The organism is Polycladidibacter stylochi, assembly GCF_001562055.1.
GTDB classification, from domain to species: Bacteria; Pseudomonadota; Alphaproteobacteria; order Rhizobiales; family Stappiaceae; genus Pseudovibrio; species Pseudovibrio stylochi.
On sequence record NZ_LLWE01000018.1, the window covers coordinates 97,992 to 112,694 of the forward strand.

The 14,703-nt window shown below is 46.7% G+C and carries 15 protein-coding genes; 7 read left to right on the top strand and 8 right to left on the bottom strand.

Translation table 11 applies throughout. The annotated features are described in order from the left end of the window. Nucleotides 1-606 precede the first annotated feature (606 nt). Nucleotides 607-975, bottom strand: coding sequence for a response regulator (locus AYK67_RS03740; RefSeq protein ID WP_068082498.1), 369 nt, complete (start codon nt 973-975; stop codon nt 607-609). 147 nt (nt 976-1,122) lie between these two features. On the opposite strand from AYK67_RS03740, the gene AYK67_RS03745 reads away from it, so the two are divergent. From AYK67_RS03745 to AYK67_RS03765, 5 genes are all read left to right on the top strand, one after another. Further along, on the top strand, nt 1,123-1,419 hold the full coding sequence (locus AYK67_RS03745) for a DUF3572 domain-containing protein (RefSeq protein WP_068083224.1): 297 nt from the start codon (nt 1,123-1,125) through the stop codon (nt 1,417-1,419). Nucleotides 1,420-1,615: 196 nt separating this feature from the next. Beyond that, nucleotides 1,616-2,947, top strand: a complete 1,332-nt coding sequence (locus tag AYK67_RS03750) for a DNA polymerase IV (protein ID WP_068082501.1) — start codon at nt 1,616-1,618, stop codon at nt 2,945-2,947. Between the two features lie 19 nt (nt 2,948-2,966). Further along, nucleotides 2,967-3,737, top strand: coding sequence for a glycerophosphodiester phosphodiesterase family protein (locus AYK67_RS03755; protein WP_068082503.1), 771 nt, complete (start codon nt 2,967-2,969; stop codon nt 3,735-3,737). Between the two features lie 32 nt (nt 3,738-3,769). Further along, nucleotides 3,770-4,948, top strand: a complete 1,179-nt coding sequence (locus AYK67_RS03760; protein WP_156453044.1) for a GNAT family N-acetyltransferase — start codon at nt 3,770-3,772, stop codon at nt 4,946-4,948. 30 nt (nt 4,949-4,978) lie between these two features. Further along, nucleotides 4,979-5,410, top strand: a complete 432-nt coding sequence (locus AYK67_RS03765; RefSeq protein ID WP_068082508.1) for an HIT family protein — start codon at nt 4,979-4,981, stop codon at nt 5,408-5,410. A gap of 99 nt (nt 5,411-5,509) precedes the next feature. On the opposite strand, the gene AYK67_RS03770 is transcribed toward AYK67_RS03765, so the two are convergent. Both AYK67_RS03770 and AYK67_RS03775 read right to left on the bottom strand, forming a co-directional pair. Next, complete coding sequence (locus tag AYK67_RS03770) at nt 5,510-5,713, bottom strand: helix-turn-helix domain-containing protein (RefSeq protein ID WP_082735642.1); 204 nt, start codon at nt 5,711-5,713, stop codon at nt 5,510-5,512. 35 nt (nt 5,714-5,748) lie between these two features. After that, the gene (locus AYK67_RS03775; protein WP_068082511.1) at nt 5,749-6,336 is read right to left on the bottom strand and encodes a DUF2975 domain-containing protein; all 588 of its coding nucleotides are present in this window, start codon (nt 6,334-6,336) and stop codon (nt 5,749-5,751) included. A gap of 269 nt (nt 6,337-6,605) precedes the next feature. Between AYK67_RS03775 and AYK67_RS03780 the strand changes: the two genes are divergently transcribed. Continuing rightward, nucleotides 6,606-7,511, top strand: coding sequence for a PhzF family phenazine biosynthesis protein (locus AYK67_RS03780; RefSeq protein ID WP_068082513.1), 906 nt, complete (start codon nt 6,606-6,608; stop codon nt 7,509-7,511). A gap of 467 nt (nt 7,512-7,978) precedes the next feature. Then, nucleotides 7,979-9,535, top strand: a complete 1,557-nt coding sequence (locus AYK67_RS03785) for a 2-isopropylmalate synthase (protein ID WP_068082516.1) — start codon at nt 7,979-7,981, stop codon at nt 9,533-9,535. Nucleotides 9,536-9,587: 52 nt separating this feature from the next. Here AYK67_RS03785 and AYK67_RS03790 read toward each other — a convergent pair whose 3' ends face one another. The 5 genes from AYK67_RS03790 to rnr all read right to left on the bottom strand — a co-directional run bounded on the left by AYK67_RS03790 (nt 9,588) and on the right by rnr (nt 14,490). Further along, nucleotides 9,588-10,208 carry a pyridoxamine 5'-phosphate oxidase family protein gene (locus AYK67_RS03790; RefSeq protein WP_068082524.1) on the bottom strand — a complete coding sequence of 207 codons (621 nt, stop codon included), beginning with the start codon at nt 10,206-10,208 and terminating at the stop codon, nt 9,588-9,590. A 342-nt stretch (nt 10,209-10,550) separates the two neighbouring features. Next, nucleotides 10,551-10,718 carry a 50S ribosomal protein L33 gene (gene rpmG, locus AYK67_RS03795; protein WP_068082527.1) on the bottom strand — a complete coding sequence of 56 codons (168 nt, stop codon included), beginning with the start codon at nt 10,716-10,718 and terminating at the stop codon, nt 10,551-10,553. A 241-nt stretch (nt 10,719-10,959) separates the two neighbouring features. Continuing rightward, nucleotides 10,960-11,715 (bottom strand): NUDIX hydrolase, encoded by a 756-nt coding sequence (locus AYK67_RS03800; RefSeq protein ID WP_068082530.1) that lies wholly within the window; start codon nt 11,713-11,715, stop codon nt 10,960-10,962. A 45-nt stretch (nt 11,716-11,760) separates the two neighbouring features. After that, complete coding sequence (locus tag AYK67_RS03805) at nt 11,761-12,222, bottom strand: DUF983 domain-containing protein (protein ID WP_338012326.1); 462 nt, start codon at nt 12,220-12,222, stop codon at nt 11,761-11,763. Between the two features lie 3 nt (nt 12,223-12,225). Continuing rightward, entirely contained in the window at nt 12,226-14,490 is a 2,265-nt protein-coding gene (rnr, locus tag AYK67_RS03810) for a ribonuclease R (RefSeq protein ID WP_082735625.1), read from the bottom strand. Nucleotides 14,491-14,703: the final 213 nt, after the last annotated feature.

Genomic DNA, 14,703 nt, shown 5'->3' on the forward strand with positions numbered 1-14,703 from the left:
AAAAAGAATAAAGAGATCAATTTCGCTCTTGGATTAAGAGTTAATCAACTAGGTGTTATGACCGGTATTTTATAAGGGGGCCGACGAGAACGGATAACACGAGGAGGCCACTCAGAACCCATTACTCGCCGGCCAACCCCACGGAATTCAGGAAATGCGGCGGACCTGAGTGCTCCGTAGGGTATTTACTCTAGAGTTGCTTGCCCGGGTAGCTACCAAACGCTTTATTCGAGCAAAACGACTGCTTGAATTCGTCAAACTCACGTCATATGTGATGTGAACTTGCAACACCATCGCAATATTTTTTGGCTTAGTAAAGCTTGGAAGGAAAACACGATGTTGATTTGCGCCGGATTCAAGAGCTATGCACAACAAATGCGAATACAATCAGTTATTACACAGATTTTTTCACAGGCTATTTTTAACAATTCATCTTGGTTTCTTAAGTATTAATCCAAAATTACCTAATTACTAACGATTGTTAACCATGTTTATTATAGGGGCAAAGACTCACAGCGTTCTGTGCTTCTAGTAAAGCTGATTGCTTTTCACATAGATTTTGTAGGCAAACAGCGCTTAGTTGGAGTGAACGGCTTGGAGCTGAAGCTACTCTCCCAAAAACTGCTTTACAGTACCGAGGAAGTTTGCAACCGAAATTGGTTTGGAAATGTATGCTTCGCAGCCACCTTGGCGGATACGCTCTTCATCCCCTTTCATAGCAAAGGCGGTAACAGCAATAACAGGTATACTTTTTAGAGCGTCATCCTCCTTTATCCACTTGGTGACTTCTAATCCCGAGACTTCTGGAAGCTGAATATCCATTAGTATCAAATCGGGATGATGCAATCGAACGAGCTCAAGTGCTTCCATTCCATTATTGGAACGTAAGGTTGCATAGCCATGGGCCTCCAACAAATCGTTGAAAAGCTTCATGTTGAGTTCATTATCTTCAACAATCAGCACAGTTTTTGCCATAATCGATCACTTTGTATATCAAGAAGCACCAATAGTAGTGCAGGAACTAAACGCTTGCCATGCCTATTCACCCGTCAGAAAGCCGACAAAATCCGCATGCAAGCATTTACAGTTAATCAAGATTCGTTTCAGAAAGGCAAATACGACATGAGTAGCGGAAACCATACTTCACTTTCTCTTGATTCTGCACAAGAAATTGCAATAGGTGCTTTATCTTTTATTGCAAAAGAGCCGGAAACACTGGGGCGTTTTCTTTCGCTGGCCGGAATTGGCCCTGCTCAAATTCGCGAAGCTGCCATGGAGCCCGGCTTTTTAATGGGTGTTTTGGAGTTCCTTTTACAAGACGAGCAGTTGCTGTTGGCCTACACACAAGAAGCAGCTATTCGCCCTACCATGATTGCTGCTGCAAGGCTGGTGATCTCTGGAGATACATTCGAGGTTTAATAGGGTAAATATGAGATTCTATTCGTTGCAGCTAGATAGTGACTGCAGTGCTTCCACCTTAGAGACAAGATGCCCCTAGTCATACGCCGTTAATCAACCTAAACTAGAGTGCGTAGTTAAGCTTCAAAGATATGGGCCAACACCCCCAAAACGTAAACTAGGATTTCGTTACATACACTAAAGCTAAGAACGAACAATGAACACCCAAAGTACCACAACCCATACAAACGAAAATGAGGGCAGTGCCACTTTGGCATTATGCCGTGATTGTGGTGCTCGTTTTTCTGGTACAAAGAAGCGCTGCCCAAAGTGTGGTAGCCCTCGGCTGTTATCTCACCCAGAATTAGACCTGCTACAAATTGCGCATATTGATTGTGATGCTTTTTTTGCTGCGGTGGAAAAGCGCGATAACCCTGAGCTTATCGACAAACCTGTTATCGTGGGAGGTGGCAAACGCGGTGTAGTGTCAACCTGTTGTTACATTGCAAGGCTATATGGCGTGCGTTCTGCCATGCCCATGTTTCAAGCAATGAAGGCTTGCCCGCATGCTGTAGTTATACCCGGCCGTATGCATGAATACGTGAAAGTTGGCCGTCAAATACAAGATGAAATGCGCACACTAACCCCCCTTGTTGAGCCGCTTTCCATAGATGAGGCCTTTCTAGATCTAACCGGCACCGAAAAACTTCACCATGCAACACCGGCTGAAGTGCTGGCTGATTTTGTCAAACGCATGGAGGCCGAGGTGGGCATTACCATGTCGGTGGGCCTTGCTCCGAACAAGTTTCTTGCCAAAATCGCGTCAGACCTTGATAAACCCAAGGGTTTTTCTGTTATCGGCAAACAAGAAGCCAAAGAGTTCCTCGCAACGCAGCCCACTTCAATCATCTGGGGTGTTGGCAAAGTCATGCAAAAGAAACTTGCCACTAATGGTATTCGCACTGTTGGTGAGTTGCAAAAGGCGGACCCGAGTGAGCTTGCCAAGCGCTATGGTGTGATGGGGGTACGGCTTGCAAAATTGTGCCAAGGGGAAGATGAACGTAACGTTATCGCGCGTCAAAAGGCCAAATCCATTAGTAATGAAACCACTTTCAGCAGTGATATTACCAAGTATGACGAGTTGCGACATATCCTTTGGGCGTTAGCCCGTAAAGTTTCTGACCGTGCAAAAAAGGCAGAGCTTGCCGGCTCCGGTATAACGCTAAAACTGAAAACCGCTGAATTTAAGAGCTTAACCCGCTCGCGCCACTTGGCTGATCCTACCCAGTTAACCGACGTCATCTTTCGTCATGCCAACGAGCTTCTTAAAAATGAAATGCCGCATGAACGTCACTATCGTTTGATTGGTGTTGCCCTGAACAATCTGACAACAGCCGAACAGGCTGATCCAACCGACTTGGTTGATGCTGATGCCGAAAAACGCGCTCAAGCGGAACGAGCCATGGATAGCTTACGTAATCGCTTTGGCAGCGATAGCATAGCACCAGGTGTTGCCCTCAAAGCGCCCAGATATTTAAAAAGCAGATAATTTTCAAGGATATTCAGGAATGACAGATCTACAATGGCTTATTGAGCGTCCGATATCGCATCGTGGTTATCATAATCGCGCTAATGGCATAATTGAAAACTCGCTCTCAGCCATCCAGTGCGCCGTTGAAAAGCACTATGCAATTGAAGTTGATTTACAAATGACCAACGATCATCAAGCTGTCGTATTTCATGACGACAATCTTGATAGGTTAACCAATGAATCCGGTATGGTCATGAGCCATCCCCGCCATGAGCTCCTGCAGATCCCCCTAAAAGAGACAACAGATAGAATCTGGTCGCTTGAAAATCTTCTTGAGGAAGTCAATGGCAAACAAACGTTGGTTGTCGAGTTGAAATCGCTTAATCGTACTGACCGCCAAATAGCATACCTCACTCAAGTTGCTAAAATTATTAGCACTTACAAAGGTCCGCTCGCCGTGAAGTCTTTTGACCCTCACATGTTGCGTGCAATGGCGCACCTGGCACCTAATATTCCTCGTGGTATACTTTCCATGTCACGTCCGGGCGAAGAAGAGCGTACAAGGTTAGGCCCGATATTGAGCAAATTGATGCCAAGCCTTTTACATATGCTGGGCACAAAGCCTCAGTTTATTTCCTATGGTGTGGATGATTTACCAGCAGTTGTGCCATCCCTGCTAAAAAGGTTCTTTAAAATGCCCCTCATGACATGGACAGTAAGAACTTCGCAGCAACGCCAAATCGCCGACCAGTATGCCGATCAGATGATTTTTGAAGGCTTTGACCCTGACCAGACGAAAACTAACTAAAAGCTACCCGTTGTAACCTCATGGAAGTACAGATGTCGTCATCAATGCAGCTCAGGACCATCGCAACTATTGCTGATGTGCCGCAAAGCAAATGGAATGCACTGCTTGATACTTGTGCCACAACTGAGCGCTACGAAAACCCTTTTATCTGCCATCAGTTTCTGGCCTGCTTGGAGGAAAGCAAATGTGTTGCACCACAAGAAGGCTGGATGCCAATTCATTTGTTATTACAGCAAGGAGAGCAACTTTTAGCCGCTGCCCCTACTTATGTGAAAGGGCACTCTCAGGGCGAGTATGTTTTTGATCACGCTTGGGCTGATGCCTATCACCGTGCCGGTGGCGAATATTACCCAAAGTTGCTTTGCGCAGTCCCATTTTCACCGGTATCAGGGTCCCGTTTACTCACCAATCAATCCCAAAACTCACATTATTATCGCGCTAAACTTGCCAATGGATTGAAGCAGTTATGCCACCAAGGCCCTTTTTCATCTGTTCATGTCAATTTTTTGCCACAAGATGAAGCTGTTAATTTACAAGAGCAAGGCTTTTTGTTGCGCACTTCTAGTCAGTTTCATTGGCATAATAACAACTACAAGAGTTTCGAGGAATTTCAGGCAAACCTTGCTTCCAGAAAACGTAAAGCTATTAAGAAGGAACGTCAAACAGCTTTGTCAAAGGGGTTGCAGGTTGAGTGGGTCTCAGGGGCTGATATCACCGAGGCGCATTTGGATGCTTTCTTTGAGTTTTACATGAACACGTCTGATCGAAAATGGGGTGCACCTTATCTAAATCGCACATTCTTTTCTCTCCTAACACAATCTATGAAAGAGCACTTGCTGTTCATCTTTGCCAAACGTGGCAACACATATATTGCCGGGGCACTGAACCTGATTGGCCGTGATACCCTGTTCGGTCGTAATTGGGGGTGTATTGAACACCACCCATGTCTCCACTTCGAGCTTTGCTATTACCAAGCGATCGAATATGCTATTGTTCACAAACTGGCTGTCGTTGAAGCCGGAGCACAAGGCGAGCATAAACTTTCTCGAGGTTACCTGCCACAAACCACATATTCGGCACATTACTTGAAGCATCAAGGCTTGAAACAAGCAGTTGATAACTATTTACAACATGAACGAGCCGCAATCAGTGACGACCAAGAACTATTAAGAAATTATAGCCCGTTTCGCCGTATTGGTCACGACTTATAAGATCTATCTCATGTAACTAAAGGAAATACCATGACAAATGTTGAATATGATTCACAGAACATCTTTGCAAAAATACTGCGTGGAGAGCTGCCATGTGAAAAAATTTACGAAGACGAAAATGCGATTGCCATTATGGACATTATGCCTCGCGCCGATGGCCATTTACTGGTCATACCCAAAACACCCTCCAGAAATCTTTTGGATATTGATGATCAATCCTTATGCAATGTGATGTTGGTCGTACGTAAGCTCGCCATCGCTGTAAAAACAGCATTTAACGCGGACGGTGTTACAATGCAGCAATTCTCCGAGGCAGCTGGTGGGCAAGTGGTATTTCATACCCACTTTCACGTTATCCCGCGTATGGATGGTATTGCACTCAGACCGCATACCGGTGAAATGGCTGATTCTGAGCTTCTCAAGCAGCAAGCTGCAAAAATTAAGGCTGCTTTGGTTCACTAAAAAAGGTAGCCTTGGCTTTAATGGTGGTCTAAGGCCAAGGCTACAAGTGATCGGAGAATATAGTGCACACAACCGGGCGCTTGCTTTCAATTAAAAAAACTAAAGCGCCTCACTCTCCGACGAAACTTCAGGGTCGAAGGTAATAATATCACCTGGCTGGCAATCTAGAGCCCTACAAAGCGCTTCAAGTGTACTAAATCGCACTGCCTTCGCCTTTCCAGTTTTTAAAACAGAGAGGTTTTGGGGTGTGATGCCGACTTCGCTTGCCAAATGGTTTAAAGATACTTTTCTTAGCGCCATCATTACGTCAAGGCGTATAATAATCACTGGCGCTCTCCCTAAATAACCTGATCAATTTCTTCTTGCATTTCAGAGGCTGCTTCCATAACACGTGCAATTACCGCAACAGCAACTGCACCGATGACAACAGAAACATTTATCTCAAGATCAGCCAATAGCCAAACATGTGGAATTTTTATCAATTCATCCGTGGAGGATAATATGTTTTGCCTTTCAATACCTTCGGCAAGGTTCGTAAACCACTCGATCACAACTGATGTCAGCATTGCATAGCCAATAAACCGAAGACGCCTGCTATTTTTGACAGTAAAAATAGCTTTCTTTTGGAAACTCGAAAAGAGCCGGTCAACCTGAAAACAAACAAAAATCCATAGCGCCAGCATAATGAAATACATGGTCAAAATAATTATTTCCGTGTATTGAATACTGGCTTCTTGATTTGTCTTCATTATTTCGCTGGTCAAGAGCTGTAACTCTGCAAGCAATACAGGGTCCTCTGGACCAAAGGTATCGCTTAAATATATATCAGGCCCAATTACCACAAAAAGTGTAAACAGTATTGATAGGTAAATAGCAGCTCGCGCCCACCTTGAGTACTTTGCTATATCCTGTTCAATTCGTGTCATCATATGCCTCAGAATATTGACCCTTTCGAGATTAATTAATAACAGCTAATTTATTGTTTATCAATAATTTGTTGCCGTTATTAACTAATTTCCTTGAGTGGCTGAAATGGAGGTTCGGGTTCTCAAATAGTCTTAAAGGGTTGTTTTTTAAAACTTTTATACTCTTTTGATTCAGGTCAAGTCAATCGTGATTATTATACACCCTGTTGCATTGCAACGTTCAAGTTATGTGTATATTGTATTGTGAATTGTTATTCTAGGGTAAGTTGATGCCTCATAAATATTTCATATTAGATGTTTTTGCAAATAAGTACTTTGCGGGCAACCCTCTCGCCGTTGTGTTGGATTGTGATGATCTTAGCAACGACCAAATGCAGAAAATTACTCATGAATTCAACCTTTCTGAAACAGTATTTGTCTGCACGCCACAAAACCCTTCGCACACAGCTTCACTTCGCATTTTTACGCCTTTTGAAGAACTCGACTTTGCCGGACACCCAACAGTAGGGGCCGCCGCACTCATTGCCAAACAGCAAGCTCAAAACTGGCCTACAATTGCCATGTTAACACTGGAAGAAAAAATTGGCCTCATACGTTGTGCTGTAACCATTTCAAAAGATTCTGAAATAACGTCAGAATTCGATATTCCGGCACTTCCTTATCCGGCTCACTCGTTTGGTAGCAATCAGGATATAGCCAATGCACTTGGCCTGGAACCGGAAGACATTACTTTCGAAAATCACCAACCGCGTTCATTTAGTGCAGGTTTACCGTTTGTTTTTGTTCCTGTACGCAATGCTGCCATTCTGAATAAAATTATTCCCAATATAACGCAGTGGGAGCAAGCATTCGGGGCTTGCACTCACAACAATGCGTTCATTTATACCCGTGAAACTCTTCATTCTGAGTGCCACTTTCAAGCACGTATGCTTTATAAGGGTGACCAGATACGTGAAGATGCCGCAACTGGGTCTGCAGCCGCTGCATTCTCAGCCATGATAAATGAATTCGACCGCCCCTTAGATGGTGCGCATCATTACAAAGTTGAGCAGGGTATTGCCATGCAACGTCCAGCGATTATCTCGCTAGAGATTGATGTTGAGAGCAACCAACTTAAAAAGGTGCGTATAGGTGGTAACTCGGTTGTACTTGCAAGTGGAGAGCTGGCTGTTTAACAACAGATAAACGCTCAATATTCGATTGAGAAAGGCCAAATATAACGTGGTGATGAGAGCAAAATAGCTCCATGGCTGCCAAGCTAAACGCCCCATATCATTTTTAAAACAAAAGTTCAGGTGGTAACCATCTTGCACTACCGCCAATTTTCAGATATCAAAATTTTACGAATGCTAAAAGGCATAGAAACTAATCAGTGCGCTGAAACAAATGCGCCAAAGGCTAACGACAAAGAGTAACAGTTATTATGATCGCCATTAGCGAAAATCTGTTTTCTCAAATTTCCTATGTGCGTCGTTGCGCCCTTTTTCTGCTAAGCACTCTCCTACTACTTAGATGCCCCTAGGCGTCGACAGCCCCGTATCTGGGCGGACCTCTGGGGGAAGTGAAACGCAAGAACCTTAAAAAGTAGTAGCCCCTCAGAAAAGAAAGCATACCTGAGGGCCTGAATCCTAAGGAAATATACATGACTTCTGCTGAGAAAGACCAAGTGGTCATCTTTGACACCACATTGCGTGACGGAGAGCAATCTCCTGGTGCTTCCATGACTTTGGAAGAAAAGCTGCAAGTCGCTGAAATTCTCGATACCATGGGCGTCAACGTTATTGAGGCTGGTTTTCCCATTGCCTCTAACGGTGATTTTGAAGCCGTTTGTGAAATTGCCAAGCGCAGCGATAAGTCAATAATTGCCGGTCTCGCCCGCGCTATTCCAGCCGATATTGACCGTGCAGGTGAGGCAATCCGCCATGCAAAACAAGGTCGTATCCATACCTTTGTTTCTACTTCACCTATTCATTTGCAATACCAGATGAAAAAGAACGAAGAAGAAGTACTGGAAATTATCAGCAAAACAGTTAGTCAAGCCCGCAATTTGATTGATGATATCGAATGGTCGGCCATGGACGCCACCCGCACCCCGATTGAGTATTTGTGCCGTTGTGTTGAGGCGGCTATTGCTGCTGGGGCAACCACTATTAACCTACCCGATACTGTTGGTTATGCTGTACCCTCAGAGTATCAGGAGATGTTCGAGCAAATCATTGCGCGCGTTCCCAATGCTGACAAGGCCGTTTTCTCTGCTCACTGTCACGACGATTTGGGTTTGGCTGTTGCCAATTCCATAGCAGCTGTTGCGGGGGGGGCACGTCAAGTTGAATGTACCATTAATGGCTTGGGCGAACGCGCCGGTAACGCTGCACTGGAAGAAGTGGTTATGGCCATGCGTACCCGTTCCGATGTGTTGCCATACACTTGCAGCGTAGAGCCAATCTACATGACACGCGCTTCAAAGTTGGTGTCGGCGGTATCTTCCTTCCCTGTTCAATACAACAAAGCTATCGTGGGCAAAAATGCCTTTGCACACGAAAGTGGTATTCATCAGGACGGCATGCTGAAAAATGCCGAAACCTATGAAATTATGCGCCCTGAAGATGTTGGGGTTAAGGCAACTTCGCTGGTTATGGGCAAGCACTCTGGCCGCCATGCTTTCAAAGATAAACTCACCGAGTTGGGTTACGAACTGGGTGATAACGCCTTGCAAGAGGCTTTCCGTCGCTTCAAGGAATTGGCCGACCGCAAAAAGAACGTCTACGATGAAGACATTGAAGCTTTGGTAGAAGATGAAATCGCCATCCAGGGCGAGAACGTCAAAGTTATCGCACTAACAGTGATTGCCGGTACAGGCGGTCCACAAAAAGCTATTTTAACCATGGATGTAGATGGCAAGCATGAAACCCGCGAGGCCAATGGCGACGGGCCGGTAGATGCTACCTTCAATGCGATTAAAGCCATCTGGCCACACGAGGCGACTTTACAACTGTATCAGGTGAATGCAGTGACCGAAGGAACCGATGCGCAGGCTGAAGTTTCTGTGCGTCTTGAAGAAGGTGACAAAATCGCCACCGGTAAAGGGGCCGACACTGATACGCTTGTTGCATCGGCCCGCGCTTATGTTGCTGCATTGAACAAGTTGAAAATCCGCAATGAGCGTAAAGTTAATGTGGAAGATTCGGTTGTTGGTTAAGTTCTGAAATCGAAAGCCCCTCTTGTTGCGAGAGGGGCTTTTGCACATTTCGTTACCACATGGTTTTCTCGGCCCGTTCCAGCCATCCCCGATCATAACTATCACCATCAAATTGGCCGCTTGTTGCTTCTTTCAACATCTGGCCGGCCGTGGGAAGGCTTTTGGCAGTTTCCTTTTGTGCCTCGCTCCATAATTCTGCGCGCATAATTGCCCGCGCACATTGGAAAAACACCCGCTCGATATCTATCACCAATACAGAGCGCGGTAATTTACCTTCATACTGGTATTTTTCGCATAGATTCGGGTCTACGCTAATTATCGCACGGCCAATAACACGTATGACACTCCCACTACCTTTGATTAGGAACATTAGGGAGAGCCTCGGGTCCTCAATAAGATTACGTAGTGTGTCGATACGATTATTACCGCGACGGTCGGGTAAGTGAAGTTGCCGCGAATTGATGCAATACACCACCTGGCCTTTGTCACCGCGTGGACTACAATCAACGCCCCTCGCACCAACACTGGCCAATGCTACAAAAGAAGATGCCTCAATCATCTGTCGGTAGCTTGGCGTTAAATAATCAATTTCCTTATCTTTTGATGCAGCTGCAATATCGTCAAATCGACCATAAATTTCTTCTAGTTGTTCAATCGTTTCTATTCGATCCATAAGTCCTCTCACCAAAACAAATAAAAGCCCGCTATCGATTACGAACTATGTCGATAAATTAGAAATGTAATATCTAAATGTCTGATTGTAATTATCTGCAGATTATTCTTCGTCATTATATGATTGACAACAATAATCACGCTTTGAAGGAGCGTCTTTTCTACTCGGTTTTTTATTGTAGTGCAGCTGAGGTATTTTAGAAAATTATGGATACGTATCTTGGCTAGGAATTATTTTGGGGTAGGGGCGTAGCCAGTTCGATAAATTTAGCAAATCAACATGGGTAGGTAAAACCAACAAAAAAAGGGGCGCGAGGCCCCTTAAATGCGTGTTGTAAGAAGCTTACTTAATTTTAGCTTCTTTGAACTCAACATGCTTCTTAACGACTGGGTCGTATTTACGCTTAACCATTTTTTCAGTCATGGTGCGTGAGTTCTTTTTTGTCACGTAGAAAAAGCCTGTGTCCGCTGTGGACTTCAGCTTGATTTTAATTGTTGTCGCCTTGGCCATGGCAAAGGATCCTGTTGGTTGTCGGCACTCATGGCCGGATTGTTAAACCGCTCAAGAGACTCAGTGGGCTGTTATTTTCCCGCTGGCTGAGCTGGTCTTTTTTACAAAATTCAGCGCGCACACTACTCAACGTGGGCTTAAAGTCAAGATCTGCTTGTGAAACAGGCTTTGTTGCGGCTGACTTTTTTACAAATAACAGCATTTAAAGTTCAGTTAACCCTAGTGCGTGCTGAAATCGTGTTTATATCAGCTCTCTTATAAACTCATCTTGCCAATGATAAAAGGGGACAGGAGTTTGTGGCTCAAGGCTTGGGTCTGTTTTCAAACGCTCAATCAACTCATGTAGAATAACTTTGGTTATGGGCGGCAAGTCAAGCTCGAGTGCCTGTTGCAAGCTTGGCCATTGAAGTTCCTCAAGCTCTCCAGAGGGGCCGGTGCCCTGGGCCAATTGATCGCAAATACTGCTCTCCCATACTGCGAAAAAACGGGTGTCAAAACACCTAGGTTGGCCAGGCGGCGTAATGGCTCGGGCAATGAAGCTGATTGGCTCAAGGGAAATAGCGATGTTGCGATCTGCAAATGCTTTAAGCTCGGGTTGGTTTAGCTCCAGATTTTCGCCTGCGGTCTTCTCGCCAATAAAGATACCCGCTTCTTCGTAGGTTTCTCTAATCGCGGCGACGGCCAAGGCATTTAACTGTGCAGCACTTCTATCCGGCGCATGCTTGGCAAGGCGCTGGCGCAATTCTTGGGCGTAATGTTTATGGATACAGGTTTGACTGTCGCTGTCGTCAACGCGTCCACCTGGGAATACAAATTTTCCTGGCATAAAGCGGTGACGCATATGGCGCTTGCCCATTAATACACGAATGGTGCCTTGTTCATCTTCCTTTAGAATCAAAAGTGTCGCGGCATCAACCGGGGTTAGCTCTGGTGCGTCCGGTTTGGCTTCATTGCGTGCAAAGTGGGTAAGTTCTTCTGTGAAACTGGAAAAGGTCATGGTTATTCTTGGGGTTGAATGGGCATGTATTTTGAGCAAATAGAATTATGATGGCGTTTGCTTGTCTTTTAATGCTGCAAAGCCATGCATACGCAGAGCCCATTGTAAGCCGACCATAGCGCCTTTTAGAGGGCGCAGTAGGGAAAGGCTTAACAGAATGGTTAAGGGAAGCCACAGGGCCATGTGGAGCCATATAGGCGGCATATAGGTGAATTCTAACCACATGGCGAGTGCGACAACGATATGGCCGACAATAAAAATGGTGAAGTAGGGCGGTGCGTCGTCGGCGCGATGGTGATGCAGCACTTGTTGGCAGTTCGGGCAGCTATCTGCCACTCGTAAATAACCGTTGAACAGCGGAGCCTGACCACAGGCGGGGCACTTCATCAGCGCCCCTTTAATTAAGGCTGGCGTAACCGGACGATCCGTTTCCTCTCCCGTGTTCTGGTGGCCATTTTGTGCCATCGCCTTGGAGAGAGATTGCTGGGTCGTCCTATTATTACGCATGCCTTAGTATCTCCTCGGTGCCTTTTGTTTCTTCAGGTTTTTGTAGGGCTTGCCTTGGCTGCGACCGCGGGCACGGCCGGCTGGGCTTCGCCTTTTCAAATTACCCTTCAAGTCTTTACGAACTTGCCCATCACTGAGCATTTCAAAACGCAGGGCACCGGCAAACGGAGCTGCTTCAACAAGTTTCACTTCAACCTGATCACCTAGCTGGAATGTTTCGCCAGACTGGCGCGCCACAAGCGCGTGGGCCGTTTCCACGTACTCATAGTAGTCCACACCAATGGTTGAGGCGGGGACAAAACCATCCGCACCACTTTCATTGAGGCGCACAAACAAACCGGCTTTGGTGACACCGGCTACTCTGCCGTTAAAGGTAGCGCCGAGTTTGTCACAGAGCCACTGGGCAATTAGTCGATCTATTGTTTCGCGCTCGGCCAGCATGGCACGGCGCTCGGCAGCCGAAATTTCACCGCCTATGGCATCCAGTTTATCTTCAAAGCTCTCAGGCAGGCCATCCCTGCCAAATCCTAGTGCGCGGATTAATGAGCGGTGGATGAGCAAATCGGCATAGCGGCGAATGGGGGAGGTGAAGTGCGCGTAACGGCGCAAGTTCAAGCCGAAGTGGCCGATGTTTTGCGGGGTATACTCTGCTTGTGCTTGCGAGCGTAGTACGACCTCGTTGACCAGCTGGGCGCTTGGGGTGCCCTCGACTTTAGCCAGAATGTGATTGAAGTTGGAAGCCCGTAAGCCCCCGGCTGTTGGCACTTTGATGGAGAGCGTGGAGAGGAAATCACGCAACGAGGCAAGCTTTTCCGGGGTGGAGGCATCGTGCACACGGTAGAGCACCGGCGCTTTTTTGGCTTCCAATTGCTCGGCTGCACAAACGTTGGCCTGAATCATACACTCTTCGATGAGTTTATGGGCATCCAGCCGCTCGGGCACAAAGACATGGTCAACGGTGCCGTCTTGTTTTAACTTGAGTTTGCGCTCGGCGATATCGAGTTCGAGCGGCGCGCGTTTGTCGCGGCCTTTCTTCAAGATGTCGTAGGCTTGCCACAAGGGCTTGAGAACGGGCTCCAGCAGCATCTCAGTTTTTTCATCAAGCACGCCTTCAATGGCTTTTTGGGCCTGTTGATAGGAGAGCTTGGCGGCAGAGCGCATGACAATGCGGTGGAAGCTGTGCGAGAGTTTTTTGCCTTCCGCACTGAATTTCATGGCGACTGCCAGTGCCGGGCGGTCTTCTTTTTCGCGCAAAGAGCAAAGATTGTTGGAGATTGCTTCGGGCAACATGGGCACAACCCGATCGGGGAAATAGACCGAGTTGCCGCGCTTTTGCGCTTCTCTATCCATTGCCGAGCTAGGGTGCACATAAGCGGCCACATCGGCAATGGCTACATAAACAATTGTCCCGTCGGGGTTATCCTCTGCGGTATCTGCTTGTGCATACACTGCGTCGTCGTGGTCTTTAGCATCCGCCGGATCAATGGTGATTAGCGGCATGTCCCGCCAGTCCTCACGTTGATCCATTGTGAAGGGTTTGGCTGATTCAGCCTCTGCGATCACTTGATCCGGGAATTCACGGGGAATGTTATGGGCGTGCAAGGCAATTTCGGTAACAGCCTTTTCCGAGCCCATGGCGCCAATGCGCTTTTTCACATGGGCGCGCGGGTAGCGGTGGCGACCTTTGGTCACCACTTCTACAGTCACCAAATCGCCGTCCTGCGCGTCCTCAAGGTATCTTGGATCGACATCAAGTTCGTTTTGCTTACGGTCAACGGGTAGGAGGCGAGCTTGTTTGCTTACCGGATCAATACTGAGAACGCCCAGTAAGTCGGCAGGAGCACGCTCTAGTTTGCGCATTATTCGCACGCAATGTTTGGCAGCGCCTTGCGGGTCGGTTGATGACAGCTTGACCAGAACACGGTCTCCGACACCGGCCTTGTGCATTGACGCGCCGCGTTTGTCTTGCAAAACAAGTAGACGCGGCTCACTGCCTGCTGCTCCATCCCAGTTTAATGGAAACGCAATGAGATCGCCCTGCGCATCACGTTCTTTAATGCTGGCTACAAATACTGGCGGTAAGGCACCGGGGCGAAGTAATTTTTTTTGCTTTTTTTCGATATGACCGTCTGCGGTCAGATCTTTAATAATTCTTTTTAGTTCAATACGGGCTGCGCCAGCAATTTTAAAGTGGCGGGCGATTTCTCTTTTGCCGGCCTTTTCAGGGTGCTGGTTTATGAAGGCGAGGATATCCTCGCGACTGGGCATTTCTGCCGGTCCCTTGTGGCGTTTGATTGCCTGTTTTTTTCGACTCAAATTCGATATCCATTGCAGCCTTGGCTGCGTGTTTAGGCCCAGCCAACAATTCTTGCAGCCGGGCCTCGTTTCGCGATTAAAGCAGTTCGCTCAACTGGTTATGTTCGCAAAATGCTTTAACTGTTTGTTTTTGCGGTATTGAATAAGCCTTGGGAGGCTGCGCCA

Bases quoted from the DNA above. Each gene is read 5' to 3' on its own strand.
- AYK67_RS03740 (WP_068082498.1), bottom strand. From the start codon at position 975: ATGGCAAAAACTGTGCTGATTGTTGAAGATAATGAACTCAACATGAAG.
- AYK67_RS03745 (WP_068083224.1), top strand. From the start codon at position 1,123: ATGAGTAGCGGAAACCATACTTCACTTTCTCTTGATTCTGCACAAGAA.
- AYK67_RS03750 (WP_068082501.1), top strand. From the start codon at position 1,616: ATGAACACCCAAAGTACCACAACCCATACAAACGAAAATGAGGGCAGT.
- AYK67_RS03755 (WP_068082503.1), top strand. From the start codon at position 2,967: ATGACAGATCTACAATGGCTTATTGAGCGTCCGATATCGCATCGTGGT.
- AYK67_RS03760 (WP_156453044.1), top strand. From the start codon at position 3,770: ATGTCGTCATCAATGCAGCTCAGGACCATCGCAACTATTGCTGATGTG.
- AYK67_RS03765 (WP_068082508.1), top strand. From the start codon at position 4,979: ATGACAAATGTTGAATATGATTCACAGAACATCTTTGCAAAAATACTG.
- AYK67_RS03770 (WP_082735642.1), bottom strand. From the start codon at position 5,713: ATGATGGCGCTAAGAAAAGTATCTTTAAACCATTTGGCAAGCGAAGTC.
- AYK67_RS03775 (WP_068082511.1), bottom strand. From the start codon at position 6,336: ATGACACGAATTGAACAGGATATAGCAAAGTACTCAAGGTGGGCGCGA.
- AYK67_RS03780 (WP_068082513.1), top strand. From the start codon at position 6,606: ATGCCTCATAAATATTTCATATTAGATGTTTTTGCAAATAAGTACTTT.
- AYK67_RS03785 (WP_068082516.1), top strand. From the start codon at position 7,979: ATGACTTCTGCTGAGAAAGACCAAGTGGTCATCTTTGACACCACATTG.
- AYK67_RS03790 (WP_068082524.1), bottom strand. From the start codon at position 10,208: ATGGATCGAATAGAAACGATTGAACAACTAGAAGAAATTTATGGTCGA.
- rpmG (WP_068082527.1), bottom strand. From the start codon at position 10,718: ATGGCCAAGGCGACAACAATTAAAATCAAGCTGAAGTCCACAGCGGAC.
- AYK67_RS03800 (WP_068082530.1), bottom strand. From the start codon at position 11,715: ATGACCTTTTCCAGTTTCACAGAAGAACTTACCCACTTTGCACGCAAT.
- AYK67_RS03805 (WP_338012326.1), bottom strand. From the start codon at position 12,222: ATGCGTAATAATAGGACGACCCAGCAATCTCTCTCCAAGGCGATGGCA.
- rnr (WP_082735625.1), bottom strand. From the start codon at position 14,490: ATGCCCAGTCGCGAGGATATCCTCGCCTTCATAAACCAGCACCCTGAA.